20 protein-coding genes are annotated in these 19,183 nt (G+C 68.2%); 16 read left to right on the top strand and 4 right to left on the bottom strand.

Annotated features, from left to right (window positions below; translation table 11 throughout):
- Window positions 1-62: 62 nt before the first annotated feature.
- Together VMT40_RS33805 and VMT40_RS33800 are read right to left on the bottom strand one after the other, a co-directional pair.
- The gene (locus VMT40_RS33805; RefSeq protein WP_326363466.1) at window positions 63-707 is read right to left on the bottom strand and encodes a hypothetical protein; all 645 of its coding nucleotides are present in this window, start codon (window positions 705-707) and stop codon (window positions 63-65) included.
- A 100-nt stretch (window positions 708-807) separates the two neighbouring features.
- The gene (locus VMT40_RS33800) at window positions 808-1,728 is read right to left on the bottom strand and encodes a hypothetical protein (RefSeq protein WP_442790100.1); all 921 of its coding nucleotides are present in this window, start codon (window positions 1,726-1,728) and stop codon (window positions 808-810) included.
- Between the two features lie 65 nt (window positions 1,729-1,793).
- On the opposite strand from VMT40_RS33800, the gene VMT40_RS33795 reads away from it, so the two are divergent.
- The 9 genes from VMT40_RS33795 (at window position 1,794) to VMT40_RS33755 (ending at window position 10,429) form a co-directional block, all read left to right on the top strand.
- Window positions 1,794-2,786 carry a Ppx/GppA phosphatase family protein gene (locus tag VMT40_RS33795; protein WP_326363465.1) on the top strand — a complete coding sequence of 331 codons (993 nt, stop codon included), beginning with the start codon at window positions 1,794-1,796 and terminating at the stop codon, window positions 2,784-2,786.
- Between the two features lie 398 nt (window positions 2,787-3,184).
- Complete coding sequence (locus tag VMT40_RS33790; RefSeq protein WP_326363464.1) at window positions 3,185-4,561, top strand: hypothetical protein; 1,377 nt, start codon at window positions 3,185-3,187, stop codon at window positions 4,559-4,561.
- 22 nt (window positions 4,562-4,583) lie between these two features.
- On the top strand, window positions 4,584-5,504 hold the full coding sequence (locus tag VMT40_RS33785; protein ID WP_326363629.1) for a sugar phosphate isomerase/epimerase family protein: 921 nt from the start codon (window positions 4,584-4,586) through the stop codon (window positions 5,502-5,504).
- Window positions 5,505-5,643: 139 nt separating this feature from the next.
- The gene (locus VMT40_RS33780) at window positions 5,644-6,540 is read left to right on the top strand and encodes a thioesterase family protein (protein WP_326363462.1); all 897 of its coding nucleotides are present in this window, start codon (window positions 5,644-5,646) and stop codon (window positions 6,538-6,540) included.
- A 27-nt stretch (window positions 6,541-6,567) separates the two neighbouring features.
- A complete protein-coding gene (proC, locus tag VMT40_RS33775; protein ID WP_326363461.1) occupies window positions 6,568-7,386 on the top strand; it encodes a pyrroline-5-carboxylate reductase in 819 nt (272 codons plus the stop codon).
- 232 nt (window positions 7,387-7,618) lie between these two features.
- Window positions 7,619-7,861, top strand: a complete 243-nt coding sequence (locus VMT40_RS33770) for a helix-turn-helix domain-containing protein (RefSeq protein WP_045437601.1) — start codon at window positions 7,619-7,621, stop codon at window positions 7,859-7,861.
- A 192-nt stretch (window positions 7,862-8,053) separates the two neighbouring features.
- Window positions 8,054-8,155, top strand: a complete 102-nt coding sequence (locus tag VMT40_RS33765; RefSeq protein WP_003402602.1) for a 30S ribosomal protein bS22 — start codon at window positions 8,054-8,056, stop codon at window positions 8,153-8,155.
- Between the two features lie 226 nt (window positions 8,156-8,381).
- Window positions 8,382-9,413 (top strand): NAD-dependent epimerase/dehydratase family protein, encoded by a 1,032-nt coding sequence (locus VMT40_RS33760; RefSeq protein WP_326363627.1) that lies wholly within the window; start codon window positions 8,382-8,384, stop codon window positions 9,411-9,413.
- Complete coding sequence (locus tag VMT40_RS33755; protein WP_326363459.1) at window positions 9,410-10,429, top strand: lysophospholipid acyltransferase family protein; 1,020 nt, start codon at window positions 9,410-9,412, stop codon at window positions 10,427-10,429. Before VMT40_RS33760 ends, VMT40_RS33755 begins: the two co-directional genes overlap by 4 nt.
- Window positions 10,430-10,512: 83 nt before the next feature.
- Here VMT40_RS33755 and VMT40_RS33750 read toward each other — a convergent pair whose 3' ends face one another.
- Window positions 10,513-11,556, bottom strand: a complete 1,044-nt coding sequence (locus VMT40_RS33750; RefSeq protein ID WP_442790099.1) for an HAD family hydrolase — start codon at window positions 11,554-11,556, stop codon at window positions 10,513-10,515.
- 101 nt (window positions 11,557-11,657) lie between these two features.
- Between VMT40_RS33750 and VMT40_RS33745 the strand changes: the two genes are divergently transcribed.
- The 6 genes from VMT40_RS33745 (at window position 11,658) to VMT40_RS33720 (ending at window position 17,574) form a co-directional block, all read left to right on the top strand.
- Complete coding sequence (locus VMT40_RS33745) at window positions 11,658-11,918, top strand: glutaredoxin family protein (RefSeq protein WP_157393203.1); 261 nt, start codon at window positions 11,658-11,660, stop codon at window positions 11,916-11,918.
- A gap of 322 nt (window positions 11,919-12,240) precedes the next feature.
- The gene (locus VMT40_RS33740) at window positions 12,241-13,029 is read left to right on the top strand and encodes a redox-sensing transcriptional repressor Rex (protein WP_326363458.1); all 789 of its coding nucleotides are present in this window, start codon (window positions 12,241-12,243) and stop codon (window positions 13,027-13,029) included.
- On the top strand, window positions 13,026-14,432 hold the full coding sequence (locus tag VMT40_RS33735) for a glutamyl-tRNA reductase (protein WP_326363456.1): 1,407 nt from the start codon (window positions 13,026-13,028) through the stop codon (window positions 14,430-14,432). Before VMT40_RS33740 ends, VMT40_RS33735 begins: the two co-directional genes overlap by 4 nt.
- Before the next feature lie 8 nt (window positions 14,433-14,440).
- The gene (gene hemC, locus VMT40_RS33730) at window positions 14,441-15,469 is read left to right on the top strand and encodes a hydroxymethylbilane synthase (RefSeq protein WP_326363624.1); all 1,029 of its coding nucleotides are present in this window, start codon (window positions 14,441-14,443) and stop codon (window positions 15,467-15,469) included.
- Window positions 15,466-17,028 (top strand): bifunctional uroporphyrinogen-III C-methyltransferase/uroporphyrinogen-III synthase, encoded by a 1,563-nt coding sequence (locus tag VMT40_RS33725; protein ID WP_326305929.1) that lies wholly within the window; start codon window positions 15,466-15,468, stop codon window positions 17,026-17,028. Before hemC ends, VMT40_RS33725 begins: the two co-directional genes overlap by 4 nt.
- A gap of 306 nt (window positions 17,029-17,334) precedes the next feature.
- The gene (locus VMT40_RS33720) at window positions 17,335-17,574 is read left to right on the top strand and encodes a hypothetical protein (RefSeq protein WP_326363454.1); all 240 of its coding nucleotides are present in this window, start codon (window positions 17,335-17,337) and stop codon (window positions 17,572-17,574) included.
- Window positions 17,575-17,661: 87 nt separating this feature from the next.
- Here VMT40_RS33720 and VMT40_RS33715 read toward each other — a convergent pair whose 3' ends face one another.
- On the bottom strand, window positions 17,662-17,961 hold the full coding sequence (locus VMT40_RS33715; protein ID WP_326363452.1) for a hypothetical protein: 300 nt from the start codon (window positions 17,959-17,961) through the stop codon (window positions 17,662-17,664).
- A gap of 227 nt (window positions 17,962-18,188) precedes the next feature.
- Between VMT40_RS33715 and hemB the strand changes: the two genes are divergently transcribed.
- A complete protein-coding gene (gene hemB, locus VMT40_RS33710) occupies window positions 18,189-19,166 on the top strand; it encodes a porphobilinogen synthase (protein WP_326363451.1) in 978 nt (325 codons plus the stop codon).
- The last annotated feature ends 17 nt before the right edge of the window (window positions 19,167-19,183 follow it).

Raw genomic sequence — 19,183 nt, 5'->3', positions numbered from 1 at the left:
TGTGTCTCGGGCCGTGGCCCAAGGGATGTCTCGGGCTGTGGCCCAAGGGAATTGGAAATCCGTCAGAGCCCGAAGGGCAGGCCGTTGGCGCTACCGGTGCCGCCACCGCTGGGCTGGGTGGTGATGGTCGGCGGGGCCGTGGTGGTGGTCGGGGGCTCGGTGGTGGTGGTCGGCGGAGCCGTGGTGGTGGTCGGCGGCTCGGTGGTCGTCGTCGGCGGGACCGTGGTGGTCGGCGGGACGGTCGTGGTGGTCGTGGGCGGCACCGTCGTGGTCGTGGGCGGGACGGTGGTGGTCGTGGTGGGCGGCACCGTGGTGGTGGTCGTCGGGACCGACCCGTCGGACACGTTCACGATCAGCGTCTTGGTGCTGTTGCCCTGTGAGAGCGCGATGATGTGCTGTCCGGCCGTGCCCGGGGTCCAGTCCAGGCTGGCGTGCCCGGGCGGCCACGGCACCTTGCCCACGCTGGTGAGGTTGTGGCCGTTGTCGCTCCAATAGACGAGCAGTCCGACCGAAGCGCCGCTCAGATCGGCGCTGAGCGTGTATGTATGGCCGACGACGAGATCCGTGCTCGAGATGCTGATCGAATCGACGGTGGCATTGGCGGTCGGCGAGTGCGAGGCCACCAGTACCGTCACGGCCCCGGCCGCGACGGCGACACCGGCCAGGCCGAGGCCGAGCTGCCGCCGTGCGGGCGAAGTCTTGCTCATGTGTACTCCTGTGCTGGACCCATGAGGGGTTGGGTCAATCGCACAGTAGGTGAAACCAGTTCTGAAAATCCTAGATTTCAGAAAACTGAGGAACGATCAGCTAACCGTTCTTCGGCTTGCGGGCCGTTTTGGCCGCGCTCGGCTTCTTCGCGGGGGTATTCGCCTCCGCGGCCGCCTTCTCCTCGGCGATGGCCGTGGCCGGATGCACCGCCACGATGCCGAGCCCCTGCCGACGCTTGCAATGCTGCGCCAGCTCGTCGTACGCGGGCTTGCCGATCAGCTCGATCAGCTCCGGCGCGTACGCCTCCCACACCGGCCGGGTGCCGACGTGCGCGTCCGGCGAACCCGTGCAGTACCAGTTCAGATCCAGGCCGCCCGGACCCCAGCCGCGACGGTCGTATTCGGTGATCACGGTCCGCAGGATCTCCACCCCGTCGGGCCGGTCGACCCACTCCTGGGTGCGGCGAATCGGAAGCTGCCAGCAAACCTCGGGCTTCACGGTGAGCGGCTCGAGACCCTTGCGCAGCGCCATGGTGTGCAACGCGCAGCCGATGCCCTCGCTGAAGCCCGGCCGATTCAGGAAGATGCACGCGCCGTCGACACGCCGGGTGCGCAACGCCGGTTCGTCGTCGAGGTCGTCCTCTTCCAGATACAGCTTCTTGCGGACCTTCCCGTCCTTGTCGACGGCCTTGTCCATCAGCTGCCAGTCGTCGGCTGTGAGCATTTTCACAGCCGCGTGCAGCTTCTTGCCGTCCTCGGCGTCGGAGAGGAACGCGCCGTGCGAGCAGCAGCCGTCGTTCTCGCGGCCGTCGATGATGCCCTGGCAGGCCGGGGTGCCGAAAACGCAGGTCCAGCGCGAGAGCAGCCAGGTCAGATCGGCCGCGATCAAATGCTCGTCATTAGCTGGATCCACGAATTCGATCCACTCCCGGGGGAAGTCGAGTTCCACCTCGGGCGCCGGGTCGATCTTCGTCGCTGGTCGAAGCCCGGTCGGCCCGCTCGCCGATGCACCTGCCGTCACAACGCGGAACGCTAACAGCTCAGTCGCCTGGCCTGAAGTCGTGACGCACCCAGTACCGTGTTCTTGTGCGGCTCGGTGTACTCGATGTGGGAAGCAATACCGTCCACCTGCTCGTGGTGGACGCGCATCGTGGTGGACACCCGATGCCGATGAGTTCGACGAAGTCCGCGCTGCGGCTGTCGGAGAGCATGGACGACCACGGTCGGATCACCGCCGCGGGCGCGGCCAAACTGACCGCCACGGTAGCCGAATTCGCAAGCATCGCAAAGACTTCCGGCTGCGTGGAGCTGATGGCGTTCGCCACCTCCGCGGTCCGCGAGGCCACCAACTCCGATGAGGTGCTGGCCCGGGTGCGCCGCGAGACCGGCGTCAATCTGAAGGTCCTCTCCGGTGTCGATGAGGCTCGACACACTTTTCTCGCCGTGCGCCGCTGGTACGGCTGGAGCGCCGGGCGAATTCTCAACCTGGACATCGGCGGCGGCTCGCTCGAAATGAGCAATGGCGCGGACGAGGTGCCGGATGTGGCGCTCTCGCTGCAATTGGGCGCGGGCCGCCTGACCCGCGACTGGCTGCGCCACGACCCGCCGGGCAAACGCCGGGTCGCCGTGCTGCGCGACTGGCTCGACGCCGAGCTGGTGCTGCCCGCCAAGCAGCTGCTCGAGGTGGGCCGCCCGGATCTGGCGGTGGGCACCTCCAAGACCTTCCGCTCGCTGGCGCGGCTGACCGGTGCCGCCCCCTCTGTTGCGGGACCCCGGGTGCGGCGTACCCTCACCAGTTCCGGCCTGCGGCAGCTGATTGCGTTCATTTCCCGAATGACAGCCGCCGACCGGGCAGAATTGGAAGGCGTAAGTTCTGATCGGTCACAGCAACTCGTGGCCGGTGCGCTGGTCGCGGAGGCGAGTATGCGGGCACTGTCCCTGGACACGCTCGAAATCTGTCCCTGGGCACTGCGAGAGGGATTGATCTTGCGCAAACTGGATACCGACCTGGATAGCGAACCGATAGCAGGCGGCCCCGAGGGCGGCCTGTCGGGCCCGATCGAAACGGTGTCTCGATGACCGAGGATGCAAGTCAGCTGTCCGTCGCCGAACTACTGGCACGGAACGGGCAGCAAGGTGGGCCCCCCGCGAGCGGTGGGGGACGTAGACGTCGAAGCGGCCGAGGCATTTCCGTCGCGGATCTGACCGGTGATATTCCGGTCGTGCGCAATGGTTCGTCCTCGCATGCCGCGCCGGACGAGGCCGCGGCCGAGCCCGTATCCGAGCCTGCTCCGATTGAATCGGACTATTCAAACCTTTCGAACTACTCGAATTATTCTGATTACTCGAACTTTTCGGATTACTCGGACTTCTCCGCGCCCGCACCGCAGGCGCAACCGGATTATTCTTCCTATTCGGTACCCGATCCGGAACCCTCGTATTCGCCCCTCTCCGGGCCGATTTCGTATTACGACCCGTTGGCGCCCGCCCCGCAGCCGCCGTCCCTACCCGAGCCGTCCGGCCGGGACTGGGCGGCCGGGCTGAACTGGCCGCCCACCGAGACCCCGCCGGACGGTCGATCCACCGGCGGCCGTCGCCGCAAGCCGGATCCGCTGGATTCCGAGGTGTCGCTGGACCACCTGCAGGGCGGCCTGGACCACCTGCAGCCCAACGGGACTCCCGCTCCGCCCGCGCCGCGCGAGGGCGGCCGTCGCCGCCGCTACGACCCGGACGACGAGACCACCGACGAGGTGCGTCCCTTCCGCGGTGACTCGTCCCGCACCCAGTTCAACCCCTTGGCCCCGGCGGCCCCCGCGTGGTCGCCGACGGTGGGATCCGAACCGCAGACCCGCAATCCGCGCCCGGCCTTCGATGTGCCGCAGGCCGCCGCGGCCCCGCCGATGTCACCCCCGGCCCCGCCGATGTCACCCCCGGCTCCGCCGATGCCCCCCGCGGCCGCGCCCATGTCCCCCGGCGCGCCGCCGATGTCGCGGTCGGCCCGTCGGCATGCCGAGGCCCAGCGCCAGCCGCTCCCGGGCCCGCCCGCCGACCGGCGCGGCGGTGTCGATCACGGTGCCGCCAATGGACTTCCGGCGTGGTCGGCGCGAAGACGACCCGACGCCGAGCCGAGCGCTCGCGGAGATCAGATGGGCGCGCGCGGGGATCAGATGAGCGCTCGCGCGGATCAAGCGGCCGTGCCGACCGCCGCGTGGTCATCGTCACTGGCCGACGACGATCAGCAGCTGCTGTCGGGCCAATCGGTTGCCGGTGATCTGCTCCGCGACGCCCAGAGCCGCGACGACCAACGCGCGGACCGGAATTCGCGAAACGGTGGCAAACGTCGCGGTCGAGCCGTGCCCGAGCCGGAACCCGACGATCACCTCACCGATTTCTACGAACCGCTCGACGACGACGAATACGACGACTACGACGACGAGCCCCGGCCCTCCATGGCCGGTCGGCTCTCGACGCTCACGGCCAAGGCCGGAACCATCGGCCGCAAGGCCGGGGCGAAGGGCCGCACGGCCACGCGCGGCAGCCGCGCCGCCGCACCCGCTCGCTCGCGCGCCAAGGGTCGTTCCGAGGAGGACGAGAATCGGCGACAGTGGGCGGTGATCGCGGGCCAGAGCGTGGGCGCGGCGGTCGCGGGCATGTTGCTGTTCAAGGGCTTCGAGCGCATGTGGGAAATGCAGCCGTGGGTTGCCCTGGCCCTGGCGATGATCGTGATTCTGGGCCTGGTGGCATTGGTTCGGGTATTGCGCCGCACCGACGACATTTTCTCGACTGTGATTGCCGTCGTCGTAGGCGTCTTCGTGACGCTCGGGCCGCTAGCCTTTCTACTCAGTACGAACTGAGCAGGGAGCAGCAGTGGGGAACATCGTGCGGGCACAGGGGGCAGGCACCGAGAACGGGGCGGGGCGACGGCAGATCCGGGTCGGGCTCTCGACGGCCTCGGTGTATCCGGAGAACACCGAGGCCGCGTTCCGCTACGCGGCCGAACTCGGTTACGACGGTGTGGAACTCATGGTGTGGGCCGAACCGGCCAGCCAGTCCATTGCCACCGTGCAGCATTTCACCCACAAATACGACATTCCGGTGCTGGCCGTGCACGCGCCGTGTCTGCTGATCTCGCAACGGGTCTGGGGGTCGGACCCGATCGCGAAGCTCACCCGCAGCGTCCACACCGCCGAGGCGCTGGGCGCGGCGACCGTGGTCGTGCACCCGCCCTTCCGGTGGCAGCGCCGCTACGCCGAGGGCTTCGCCAAACAGGTTGCCGAGCTGGAGAGTTCGAGCCCGGTCGCGGTGGCCGTGGAGAACATGTTCCCCATGCGCGCCGACACCCTGTTCCGCGGCAACTCGATTCAGCGGCTGGAACGCCGCGGCGGGCCGGGCCCCTCGATCACGACCTTCAGCCCGTCCTACGACCCCACCGATGTCGGGTTCGCCCACTACACCCTCGACACGTCGCACACCGCGACCGCGGGCATGGATCCGCTGATGTTGGCGGGCCGCATGGGTTCCGGCCTGACCCACCTGCACCTGGCCGACGGCCGCGGCGCGGCCACCGACGAACACCTGATCCCCGGCGAGGGCACCCAACCGGTCGCCGAACTGTGTGAAATGTTGGTCCACAACGGTTTCGACGGCCAGGCCGTCATCGAGGTGAACACCCAAATGGCCCGCACCACCGGTGCCCGCGCCGCCATGCTCAACCGCGCCCTGCTCTTCGCCCGCAAACACCTCACCGACCTGACCCCCGCCCCAACCCCGGAGCCCACAGCCGCCCACCTCGGCTGACTATTTTTCTCATCGGTTGATTGGGGTTTCAGGGGAAGCCCCTGAGAGCCCCCGAGAGTTGGGTGACTAATCCCACCTTCGGTTCGGAATGATCGTGATGTCCATTTACGCTGTACAAACCACAGTGGAAGGACAGCGGATGACAACGGAGTTGACCGTCGATCTCGCGTCGGCGAGCGAATTGGCCGACGCGCCGTTCGGTCGCGTCTGCGCGCTCACCGAACTCGATTCGCCGACTCCCGAACTCGGTCGCTACGCGGGCTCCATCGACCCGATCTGGACCATCGGCACCAAGGTGCACGGCGGCACGATGGTCGCCGCCAGCGCCGCGGCCGCGACGGAGTGGCTGCGCCGCACCGCGCCCGAGCAGGCCGCCATGTTCGCGATCTCGGCGAGCACCGACTTCCTCGGCGCGCCCGATCCCGGCGAGGTCGAATACGAGGTCCGCACCCGCAAGCTGGGCCGTCAGATCGCCCTCATCGACGCGAGCCTGATCCAAAACGGCCGCACCCTGGTGCACACCGCCTTCACCTTCGGCCACCTCGACGACGCGGATCCGCAGTACGCCGCCGACCACGCCCGGGACATGCCCGCCGAGCCCGCCCCGGACGCCCTCGCCTACGACGAGAACAACCCCATGGGCAAGGTCGTCCACGTGGCCCAGGGCTCCTCGGTCGCCCTCGACCCGACGTGGGCCCGCTTCCTCACCGGCGAGAAATCCGAACCGCGCCTGCGCCTGTGGATTCGCCCCTTCGACGGCGACGAACGCGATCCGGACGTCTCCGCCTTCTTCGCCATGATGGCCGCCGACATGAGCCCCCCGGTCCCCATGAACCTCGGCCACTTCGGCTGGGCCCCCACGGTTCAGATGACCACCTATCTGCGCCGCCGCCCGGCCCCCGGCTGGCTGCGCGTCATCGCCCACAGCCGCGAGGTCGGCCACCGCATGTTCGACGAGGACCAACTGGTCCTCGACTCCACCGGAGCCATCGTCGCCCAAAGCCGCCAACTGGCCCTGATCCCCCAGCCGAGGTAAACGCCTGTCCCGCTAGCCTTGACAGTTATGACGAGGATTGCGGTGATCGGCGGCGGCCGGATCGGTGAGGCGTTGATCGCGGGTCTGCTCGAATCGGGGCGGGCCAACAAGGATCTGGTGGTGGTCGAGCCGGTGGCGACGCGGGCCGAATTGCTGGCCGAGCGATTCGGAATTCGCGCCACCACCGATATCGCCGATGCCGCCAAGTCCGCCGATCTCATCGTGATCGCCGTGAAGCCCAACGACGTGGACGGCGTGCTGACCGAATTGGCCAAGGCCGAGCTCGGCGACGACCAGGACCAGGTGTTGGTCTCGCTGGCCGCGGGCGTGCCGACCAATCGGATGGAGGCCAAGCTGCCCGCGGGCTTCCCGGTCGTGCGGGTCATGCCGAACACGCCAATGCTGGTGGGCCAGGGCATGAGTGCCATCGCGCCGGGGCGCTACGCCCGCAAGGAGCAGCTCACCCTGGTCACCGAGGTCTTGGAGTCCGTCGGCAAGGTCGTCACGGTCTCCGAGTCGCAGATGGATGCCGTGACCGCGGTGTCGGGTTCGGGTCCGGCGTACTTCTTCCTCGTCGCCGAGGCGATGATCGACGCCTCGGTGGGCCTGGGCCTGACCCGCGACGTGGCCACCCAGCTGGTGGTGCAGACCATGCTCGGTTCGGCCGCCCTGCTCGACGAGTCGGGTCAGTCTGCTCCGGAATTGCGTGCGGCCGTCACCTCGCCCGCGGGCACCACCGCGGCGGGTCTGCGCGAGTTGGAGCGGGGCGCGGTGCGTTCGGCTTTCCACGATGCGTTGCACGCCGCAAAACGCCGTTCTCAGGAACTCGGCGCGATCGCGGACTAACGTTGAGAGTGCGGTGTCGGTGTGCGCCGCGCCTTTCTTCGCGCCGCAGGGTTCCAATACTGCTCGGTTGCTAGTTTGCTGCCGAAGGCCGACTCGCCACAGCAAAGGCTGATTTCTCACACCCGTCGCAGCAATCCCACTGGTCCCGCTAAGCTTCAAGGAGCACGTGCGTGTCTGTTCCGCCGGTGGGGAAGCCGGCGGCGCGGACGTGCCGGAGGTCAGTGGCGCAATGATGTCTGGAAACAGCCAAGCGAGGTCCGGAAACAGCCCAATCAATGCGGGATCCGTGATCGGCGGTGGTACGCAGTTCCTCACCGTCGCCGAGGTCGCGAATCTCATGCGGGTATCCAAAATGACGGTGTACCGGCTGGTGCATTCGGGAGAGCTGCCCGCGGTGCGGGTGGGGCGTTCCTTCCGAGTGCACGCCAAGGCGGTGCACGACTATCTGGAGACGTCCTACTTCGACGCTGGGTAGAACGCCGGGGTAGTCAGTCAGCCCCCACCCGTTTCGTTCGCCGGAGAGTGGCCCGGTAGCATGGACCGGCATCCTGTACGTGCCGGTGGTGCCGCCGGGTCCATCTCGGCCCGTATCGGGTAGGGACTGTGCAGGGTCAGACAGTGTGCACCCCGAGTGGGGATGACCCGAGAGAACGCGAGGAACAACCCTATGGGTTCTGTGATCAAGAAGCGCCGCAAGCGCATGTCGAAGAAGAAGCACCGCAAGCTGCTTCGCCGCACGCGTGTTCAGCGTCGTAAACTCGGCAAGTAAGCCGCTGCGTCGTAGCTGGAAGCCCGTCACCTCCGGTGGCGGGCTTTCGTCATTTATCAGGTGATTGAAGTCATCGTTAGATCCTGGTTAATACCCTTCGGATGACCCCTACCGGCCGGTTACCCTGAGAGCGCGGGAATAACGGCGGCGGTACAGCAAAACATGGGGGCTGCGAGTGGGATCCGGTGCGGCAGGGACCCGGGACGGGCAGGCGCCCAAGGTGGTGATGGTGACCGGCGCGAGCCGGTTCTTCGGAGGCAATGTGGTGGCCCGTCTGGCGGCCGACCCTGCCGTCGAACGCATTATCGCCGTGGATGCCAAACAGCCCAGCCGGGAGTTGCTGCGCCGCATGGGTCGTGCCGAATTCGTGCGGGCCGATATTCGAAACCCATTGATCCGCAAGGTGATCGATGGAAATCAGGTGGACACGGTGGTGCATCCCGCCGCGCTCTCGCGTCCGCCCTCGGGCGGCGGCCGGGCCGCCATGAAAGATATGAACGTGCTGGGGGCCATGCAGCTGTTCGCGGTGTGCCGCAAGGCTTCCAGCGTGCGGCGGGTGGTGGTGCGTTCCTCCTCCGCCGTCTACGGGTGCAGTGCCAAGGATCCGGTGAAGTTCACCGAGGAGATGAGCGCGCGCACGCCGCCGCGCGGCTGGTTCGCGCGCGACATGGTCGAGGTGGAGGGTTTCGTCCGCGGTCTGGCGCGGCGGCGTCCCGACATCTCGGCGGCCATTCTGCGATTTCCGCCGATCGTGGGTCCGCAGTTGGCCAAACGCGGTGTGCAGTATTTCCGTTCGCCGATCACGCCGACCATCCTCGGGCGTGATCCGCGCATGCAGCTGCTGCACGAGGAGGACGCCATCGCCGCCCTCGTCCACGGGGCCATGACGGCTCCGGGCGGCACGTTCAATGTGGCCGGGGACGGCGCCATGGCGCTGTCGCAGGCCATCCGCCGGGCCGGGCGGATCGAATTACCGGTCCCATACGCGGTTTTCCGCACCGTCGGGCGCACCGTCATGGGCCCGGTGATGCGGGAGTTCACCGCGGAGCAGATCGACTACTTCCACTTCGGCTGCGGTCTGGACACCACCCGGATGCGCACCGAACTCGGATTCCAACCGCGCTGGACAACGGTGCAGGCATTCGACGACTTCATAGGGGGCGCAGCGTTGCGGCCCGTGATCGATCCCGCGTGGATCGACGCCGCAGAGAACAAACTTCTCGGCCTGCTCGGGGCCGGGACGGGAGCACACCAATGAGTGATGTAGCGAAGGTGATTCGTCTTCACGACGCGGATTTCGAGGCGCGGCACAATCGCCCGTCTCGGGTGTGGCCGGTGGGGGAACCGGCGCTCACCCCGGTGACCTCGCTGACCGATCGGCTCGCCGAAGTCGAAGCGCGTCAGCCCAAATCGCTGAGTGAGCTGATTCGGGGGACCGTGGCGGAGGGGGTCCGCTACACCGCCGATTTCGCGCGCCGTCGCCTCACCGGCGACTATCAGGTCGACGAATTCGGTTTGGACGAGCATCTTCTCGAATCGGTCATCCTCCCGATGCTGCGGCCGCTGTCGGACCTGTGGTTCCGGGTCGAGGTGTCGGGCATCGAGAACATTCCCGAGGTGGGCGGCGCGCTGATCGTGGCCAATCACGCGGGCACGGTGCCGCTGGACGGGCTCATGCTGCAGCTGGCCGTGCACGATCGCCATCCCAAGCAGCGCGCGCTGCGCATCCTGGCCGCGGATCTCGTCTTCGAGACGCCCATCATCGGCGGCCTGGCCCGCAAGGCCGGGCACACCCTGGCCTGCCCGGCCGACGCCGAAAGGCTGTTGCGCGCGGGCGAAGTCGCGGGCGTGTTCCCGGAGGGCTACAAGGGCATCGGCAAGCCGTACGCGGACCGGTACAAGCTGCAGCGCTTCGGCCGCGGCGGATTCGTGTCGGCGGCGGTGCGCACCGGGGTGCCGATCATTCCGTGCTCGATCGTGGGTTCGGAGGAGATCTACCCGAAGCTGGCGGATCTGAAGCCGCTGGCCCGACTGCTCGGTATCCCGTATTTCCCGGTGACACCGCTTTTCCCGCATCTGGGTCCGCTGGGCGCGATTCCGTTCCCGTCCAAGTGGTACATCGAATTCGGCGAGCCGATTTCGACCGCCGGATACGAACCGACCGACGCCGATGATCCGATGACGATGTTCGAAATCACCGACCAGGTCCGCGAAACCATTCAGGGAACGCTGTACAAGAACCTGATCAAGCGGCGTAATCCGTTCACGGGCTAGAAAATTCGCACACATAGGCGACCGGCCCGCTCCGAAATGGAGCGGGCCGGTCGTTCTTATGTTCTGGCGAAGCGCTTTTCGGGCTAGCTGGCCTTGGCTTCGCGCTTGCGGGAAAGCACCGCGGCCGCCGCCCCACCGGCCGCGCCGAGCGCGATGGCCGTGGGCACACCGACTTTCGCGGCCTTGCGGCCGGTGCGGAAGTCGCGGATCTCCCAGCCGCGGTTCTTGGCGACCTCGCGCAGATCCGCGTCCGGATTGATGGCCACCGCGGTGCCGACCAGCGAGAGCATGGGCACGTCATTGTGGCTGTCGGAATAGGCGGTGCAGCGCTTGAGGTTCAGGCCCTCGCGGATGGCCAGCGTGCGCACCGCGTGCGCCTTGCCCAGACCGTGCAGAATGTCGCCGACCAGGCGGCCGGTGAACACGCCGTTCTCGCTCTCGGCGACCGTGCCCAGCGCGCCGGTCAGGCCCAGCCGTTTGGCGATGACCTGCGCGAGCTCCACCGGGGTCGCGGTGACGAGCCAGACCTGTTGGCCCGCGTCCAGATGCATCTGCGCCAGCGCCCGGGTGCCGGGCCAGATCTTGTCGGCGATGATCTCGTCGTAGATCTCCTCGCCCAGCGCGGCGAGTTCGGCGGTGGGGCGGCCCGCGATGAAGGACAGCGCCTTCTCCTTGCCGGAGGCCATGTCCGAGTGGCTCTCCTTGCCGGTCACCCGGAATTTGACCTGCTTCCAGGCCATATCGACCAGGTCGGAGGTCTTGAAGTACTTGCGCGCGGCCAGCCCGCGGGCGAAGTGCACGATGGACGCGCCCTGCACCATGGTGTTGTCCACGTCGAAGAAGGCGGCGGCGGTCAGGTCGCGGGGGACCGCGGGGGTCGGCGTGTCGTCGTCACTGTCCCGCGCCTGCGCGGCGAGTTCGGCGTCGTGCAGGGCGAGGGCGGCATCGGCGCTGGCCTCACCGGCCAGATTGGCGCGTACCTCTTCCTCGCTCGGACCGAACGGGCTGCGCGTGATCCGGGTGAACTGCTCCTGCAGGTCCTGCAGGCCCTGCCCCCAACGCGCCGGAAATTCACCGAAGCGTCCCGCGATGAAACCCGTCCCCGGCTCTTTCGAACTCTCCGGCACCAGTACCTCCGCCTGTTAGCGCGACAAGTCAACAGTAACGCCCAGGGGTGACCGCAACGTAGACGGCGAACGACATAACGGGAAGTTGTTAGATGGTGGCTATGAGCGATTCCCCCCACGCTGTGACTCTGTTGACCCGCAGCGGCTGCGGACTGTGCCACACGGCACTCGAGCAATTGCGGCCGATCTGCGCCGAGTTCGGCGTGGAGGTCGCCACGGTCGATGTGGACGAGGCCGCCGCCACCGATCCGGGTCTGCGCGCCGAATACGGTGACCGGCTGCCGGTGGTGCTGCTGGACGGGCGCGAGCACAGCTATTTCGATGTGGACGAGCCGCGACTGCGCGCCGACCTCGCGAAATAGCGTGAAATAGGGGCATTGTGGGGGCGCGATACCCGAACCCCCTTCACCCATCCGCTCCGGCGCGTTGCGTAGCGGCTTCGTGCCGATGAGGGTTGAATGAACGCGGGGCCGGAGCCCGCCGCAAAGTGACTGAATTCACCGACTTTGTGCAGGGCTTCACAAGCGGTTACGGTGGTGGCACGCGACCCGCCTTCTCGGGCAGCGGAAGCGACCCCCTGAACCTGACTCGACCTCGCCTGTAAGGACCGCGACGGTCTCCCGGCGTCGGGTCGACAAAAGAACCCGGACACTCACCCCCGGCCGGACGAGGAGCGCAAGCGACGTGACAGAGCAGCACGAGACGCCGCCCAATGGCGTCTCCAGGGCTCTGCAGAAGGACATCCCGCAGGCCACGGTGGCCCGGCTGGCCACCTATCTCCGAGTGCTCGCCGTACTCGCCGACGACGGTGTAGCCATCGTATCGAGTGAGGAACTGGCTGTCGCGGCGGGTGTCGGTTCGGCGAAGTTGCGCAAGGATCTTTCGTTCCTCGGCCCCAATGGAGTTCGCGGCGTCGGCTACGACGTGATCAAGCTGCGCGACCGCATCGAGGATGTGCTCGGACTGTCCGAGGGACACCGGGTGGTGCTGGTCGGCGCGGGTCACCTGGGCCGGGCGCTGGTCGGCTACGGCGGTTTCCGCCGCCGCGGTTTCGCCATGGTCGGGCTGTTCGACAACGATCCCGCCGTGATCGGCACGGTCGTGTGCGGACTGGTCGTTCGCGACGTCGCCGAATTGTCCGACGCGGTGGCCACTCTGGAGCCCACCATCGCCGTCATCACGGTGCCGGACGCGGCCGCGCAGGGCGTGTGCGATCTGCTGGTGGACGCGGGCATGCAGTGCATTCTGAGTTTCTCGGCGCTGGCGCTGGACGCGCCCGCGACCGTGGAGGTGCGGCGGGTGGATCTCGCGGTGGAGATGCAGCTGCTGTCGTTCGAGCGGGCCCGCAATGCCGAATCGGCCGCGGAGGAAGCCATGAGCGCCGCCGCCGCTGCTGGCGATGTAACCGTGGTGTCCACCCCGATTCGCCGGGTACCGATGACAACCAGCAAGGGAGCGGTGGTCCAGCCATGAGTGTGCTTCTCGTCGGGATCTCGCATCGCAGTGCACCGGTCGCGGTGCTCGAGAAGATCGCCATCACCGAGACCGACCGCCCCAAGCTGACCGACAAGATGCTGGCCTCGAGCCACGTCTCCGAGGCGATGATCGTCTCCACCTGCAACCGCATCGAGGTCTATGCGGTCGTGGACGCCTTCCACCCCGCGCTGGGCGAGATCGGCGAATTGCTCACCCGCCATTCGGGTCTGCCGCTGCCGGAGCTCACCAAGCACGCGTACGTGCGCTACGCGGAGGCCGCGGCCGAGCACCTGTTCGCGGTGGCCTCGGGCCTGGACTCCATGGTGATCGGCGAGCAGCAGATCCTGAGCCAGATCCGCGCCGCCTACTCCGCCTCCGATGCCCAGCAGGCCGCCGGGCGCACCCTGCACGAGTTGGCCCAGCACGCGCTGCGGGTCGGCAAGCGGGTGCACTCCGAGACCGGCATCGATCGCGCGGGCGCGTCGGTGGTGTCGGTGGCGCTGGATCGCGCGCGCACCGTGCTGGGTCCGCTGCCCGGGCGGACCGCCCTGGTGTTGGGCGCGGGCGCGATGGGCGGGCTCGCGGTGGCGCAGCTGGCGCGCGGCGGGGTCGAGAAGATCCTGGTGGTGAACCGGACCCTGGAAAAGGCGCAGCGCCTGGCCAATACGGCCACCACCATGCACGGGGTGGCCGCCGAGGCCATCGAGATCGACCGGCTGGCCGAGGCCATGGCCGCCGCCGACGTGGTGGTGACCTGTACCGGCGCGGTCGGCACGGTGGTGACCCTCGCGGATGTGCATCGCGCGCTGGCGGCGAAGGCTTCGTCTACGGGCACGGCCGGGGCCAGAGAGCTGGTCATCTGCGATCTGGGCCTGCCCCGCGATGTGGACCACGCGGTGGCCGGGCTGCCGGGTGTGACCGTCATCGACATGGAGACGCTGCAGCGCGACCCGCTGGCCGGTGCGGCCGCCGACGACACCGCCGCCGCGCGCTCCATCGTGGCCGACGAACTCGCCAAATACCTTGCCGGACAGCGCATGGCCGAGGTCACCCCGACCGTGGCCGCGCTGCGCCAGATGGCCGCCGATGTGGTCGAAGCCGAACTACTACGCCTGGATTCCCGACTACCGGGATTGGAATCCACCGAACGCGAGGAAGTCGCCCGTACCGTGCGACGGGTGGTCGACAAACTGCTGCACGCGCCGACCGTGCGGGTCAAACAGCTGGCCTCGACGCCGGGCGGCGACAGCTACGCCGAGGCGCTGCGCGAGTTGTTCGAACTCAAACCCGGTGCGGCACAAGCGGTTGCCGCGCCGATGGAGATCTCCGCCCTACAGGGCGAACTGGCCGACGATTTCACCGCCGCCCACCCGGGCGACGAACAGGGGCGGACCGCATGACCGGAGCTATGGTGCACGAGAACGAGACAACAGTGCGCGGAACAGTGGACGCGCCGTGGCGCATCGGTACCCGCGGCAGTCTGCTGGCCCTCACCCAGGCCGGGCATGTGCGCGACGCCCTGGTCGCCAATGGCCAGCAGGCCGAACTGGTGATCGTGAAGACCGCCGGTGACCAGAACGCCACCGATCCCGTGCAGAAGATCGGCGTCGGGGTGTTCACCGCCGCGCTGCGCGAGGAGTTGGCCGCGGGGACGGTCGATATCGCGGTGCACTCGTACAAGGATCTGCCGACCGCGCAGGACCCGCTGTTCACCATCGCGGCGATCCCGCCCCGCCAGGATCCGCGCGACGCGCTGGTGGCCCGGGACGGCCTGGTGCTGGGCGAGCTGCCCCCGGGCGCGAAGGTCGGCACCTCCGCGCCGCGGCGCTCGGCGCAGCTGAAGGCGCTGGGCCTCGGCATCGAGATCGTGCCGCTGCGCGGCAATCTCGACACCCGGATTTCCAAGGTCGTCAAGGGTGAACTCGATGCCGTCGTGGTGGCGCGGGCCGGGCTGGCCCGCATCGACCGCCTCGACGCCGTCACCGAATCGCTCGAACCGGTGCAGATGCTGCCCGCCCCCGCGCAGGGCGCGCTGGCGGTCGAATGCCGCAGCACCGATACCGAACTCGTGACCATCCTGTCCGCCCTCGACGATCCCGGCACCCGTGCCGCGATCACCGCGGAGCGGATGCTGCTGGCCGAACTGGAGGCCGGTTGCACCGCGCCGATCGGCGCGCTGGCCGAGGTCGTCGAATCGCTCGACGACGACGGCCGGGTGGTGGAGGAGTTGTCGCTGCGCGCCTGCGCGGCGGCGATCGATGGCTCGGACGTGATCCGGGCTTCAGTGGTTGGCCCGGTGGCGGATGCCGAGGAACTGGGCCGAGCACTGGCGCGCGAGCTCTTGGAGCTGGGGGCGCGCGAACTGCTCAGCGTCACAGAGGAATCCGCTGAGCTCACCGACGACAGCAATCCCAGCCCAATGGAGAACGAACGATGAGCCGAGTGACGAAGAAGAATCCCGGTCGGATCCTTTTCGTGGGGTCAGGCCCCGGCGACCCGGCGCTGCTCACCGTGCGTGCCCGGGAGGTGATCGGCCGGGCGACGCTGGCGTTCACCGATCCCGATGTCGACAAGGGCGTGCTCGCCCTGATCGGCACCGCGGTCGAGGAGAACCCGGACGGAACCCGTCCGGTGGACGTGCGCCCCGCCCTGGGTGACGCCGCCGAGGTGGCCAAGACCCTGATCGCGGAGGCGCGCAACGGGTTCGACGTGGTGCGCCTGGTGTCCGGCGACCCCATGACCACCGATTCGGTCATCCAGGAGATCAACGCCGTCACCCGCTCGCATCTGAACTTCGAGGTGCTGCCGGGCCTTTCGGCGGGCACCACCGTTCCGGCCTACGCGGGCATCGAGATCGGCTCCAGCCACACCGAGGTGGATGTGCGCGGCGAGGTGGACTGGGCGGCCGTGGCGGCCGCGCCGGGTCCGCTGGTGCTGCACGCCACCTCGGGGCATCTGGCCGAAACCGCTTCGGCCCTGGTCGAACACGGCATGGCCCCGCAGACCCCGGTCGCGGTGACCGTGCGCGGCACCACGCGCCAGCAGCGCACCATCGACGCCACGCTGGCGACGTTGAACAATGCCGCGTCCGAACTGGTCGGGCCGCTGGTGGTCACGGTCGGCAAGGAAGTGGACAAGCGCGCCAAGACCTCCTGGTGGGAGTCGCGGGCGCTCTACGGTTGGACCGTGCTGGTGCCGCGCACCAAGGAGCAGGCCGGGGAGATGAGCGAGAAGCTCGTCATGCACGGCGCGATTCCGATGGAGGTGCCGACCATCGCGGTGGAGCCGCCGCGCAGCCCGGCGCAGATGGAGCGCGCGGTCAAGGGTCTGGTCGACGGGCGCTACCAGTGGGTGGTGTTCACCTCCACCAACGCGGTGCGCGCGGTGTGGGAGAAGTTCGGCGAATTCGGTTTGGACGCGCGCGCTTTCAGCGGCGTGAAGATCGCCTGCGTCGGCGAGGCCACCGCGGAGAAGGTGCGCTCCTTCGGCATCAACCCGGAGCTGGTGCCGTCGGGCGAGCAGTCCTCCGAGGGTCTGCTGGCCGACTTCCCGCCCTACGACGACGTTTTCGACCCGGTCAACCGGGTGCTGCTGCCGCGTGCCGACATCGCCACCGAGACCCTCGCCGAGGGTCTGCGCGATCGTGGCTGGGAGATCGACGACGTCACCGCGTACCGCACCGTGCGGGCCTCTCCGCCGCCCGCGGAGACCCGCGAGATGATCAAGACCGGCGGCTTCGACGCGGTCCTGTTCACCTCGTCCTCCACGGTCCGCAATCTGGTCGGTATCGCCGGTAAGCCACACGCCCGCACCATCGTGGCGTGCATCGGCCCCAAGACGGCCGAAACGGCGATCGAATTCGGCCTGCGCGTCGACGTCCAACCCGAGGTGGCCCAGGTCGGCCCCCTCGTCGAGGCCCTCGCCGAACACGCCGCCCACCTCCGCGCCGAGGGCCTCCTGCCCCCGCCCCGCAAGAAGAGCCGCCGCAGCCGCTGAGGCTCGAACCGACCCCGATCGGCCCCCGCATCGAATGGTGCGGGGGCCGATCGTCTTTCGTGGTTCCGGGCGATGCGAGGGTGCCCGGGAACCGGTTCCGGACGCCTCCCCGACTTGTGCCCGGCGTCCGGCCATTGCCGCTCCGGTATGGACCGCGGCAACGTGCGATGCGAACCCGCTGGGCGCGGTTGCGGGTTCGCTGGGCGGATGCCCATGGAAATGGTGGCCTTGGAAGTTGCGGCGTTTCATTCTGGGTCGAAATGCATAGGCTGCGTTGAGTATTCGATCTTGGAAAGGTGAGTGTTGATGAAGCGCACGGCAATCGGATTCCTGGCGATGAGCGCGATCGCGGTGGGCGCGGCACTGGCTCCGGCCGCGGCGTCCGCGCAGGTCTCGGAGCAGGGGCCGAGCGCTGTGCCGGTTGTCGGCCAATACCCGGAGACCGGGTCCGCCGCCATTCTGAACACGCTGGTGAAGTGCCTGACCACCGGTTCGGCCAATCTCGGTACTCCGGGGTCGACCCATACCGGCTGCCTCAACTCCTGAAGCCGGGCCGCGCTGTGGCGGAGGCTCTCCGACGTTCACTTGCGCGGCCGTCGGAGGGCCTCCGTCGTGGTCGGCGGGCCGCAGCGGTCAGCGCTGGGCCGCCATCAGGCGGCGGACCATGCGGCAGGTGGCGTCGGAGGGCCAGTGGACGCCGATGACTTCGGCTGTCTCGCGGATGGTTTCGTTCGTCGCCCGATCCGGGCTGAAGACGCCCGAGTCCAGCAGCGCGATGGCCAGCCGCATGGCCTTCAGGCGGCGATTGTGCGAGATGTACCACGTGCGCGGGCGGCCCGCTGGCAGCGGCTGTTTGGCCAGCGGCATCCACGCGTGATCGATTACCTCCCCCTGCTTCGGCACCCCGGCGGGCTTGTTCCTCTTGTCGGACATGCTGGTAACTGCAGCGAGCACGGCCATTCCTCCCGTCGCGAACCGGACCCGCACCCCCGCAAGGGAAATGCGACCCCATCGAACACATCTTCGATTCTACTCGCGACCACCGACAAAATCCGCTGCTCACAATGACTTTCAAGGTCATCCGAACGCGAGCCGCGCTGTCCTACCGGCCATTGGGAGGCGCGCGCACCCGGTTCGCGGGGCGGGCATATCATGCGAACATGACCGGAATGGACCGCCCTCGGCGGTTGCGCCGCACTCCCGCCATGCGTCGGCTCGTCGCCGAGACCAGCCTGGAGCCGCGGCACCTGATTCTGCCCATGTTCGTCGCCGACGGGATCGACGAGCCGCATGAGATCTCCTCCATGCCAGGCGTTTTCCAGCACACCATGGATTCGCTGCGCAAGGCCGCCGTCGAGGCGGTGGCCGCGGGCGTGGGCGGGCTCATGCTGTTCGGCGTGCCGAAGCCGGAGGACAAGGACGCGCAGGGGAGCGGTGCGAGCGATCCGGACGGGATCCTGAACCGCGGCTTGCGCGCGCTGGTGCACGAGGTCGGCGGGTCCACGGTCGTCATGGCCGACACCTGCCTGGACGAGTTCACCGATCACGGACACTGCGGCGTGCTGGACGCCAACGGCGCGGTCGACAATGACGCCACCCTGACCCGCTACGTGGAAATGGCGCTGGCGCAGGCCGAAACCGGTGCCGACCTGCTCGGCACCAGCGGCATGATGGACGGCCAGGTGGGCGCGATCCGTGAGGGTCTCGACGTCGCCGGATACGTCGATACCGGCATCCTCGCCTATGCCGCCAAGTACGCCTCGGCGTTCTACGGCCCGTTCCGCGAGGCCGTCGGCTCCTCGCTGCAGGGTGATCGCCGCACCTACCAGCAGGATTCGGCCAACCGCCGCGAGGCGCTGCGCGAGCTGGAGCTGGATCTGATGGAGGGCGCGGACATCGTCATGGTCAAGCCCGCCATGTCGTATCTGGACATTCTGCGCGAGGTCGCCGATCGCTCCCCGGTGCCGGTGGCGGCGTATCAGATCTCCGGCGAGTACGCCATGATCACCGCGGCCGCCGAGCGCGGCTGGATCGATCGCAAGGGCGCGGTGCTGGAATCGCTGCTCGGCATTCGGCGGGCGGGCGCGGACATGGTGCTCACCTACTGGGCCACCGAGGCCGCACACTGGCTGCGGTGAGCGGAACCGAGCAGTTT

It is taken from the genome of Nocardia sp. CDC160, assembly GCF_035818795.1.
GTDB lineage: Bacteria > Actinomycetota > Actinomycetes > Mycobacteriales > Mycobacteriaceae > Nocardia.
Note: the sequence above shows the minus strand (reverse complement) of the source record. Positions and strands in the feature narration are given on the sequence as shown.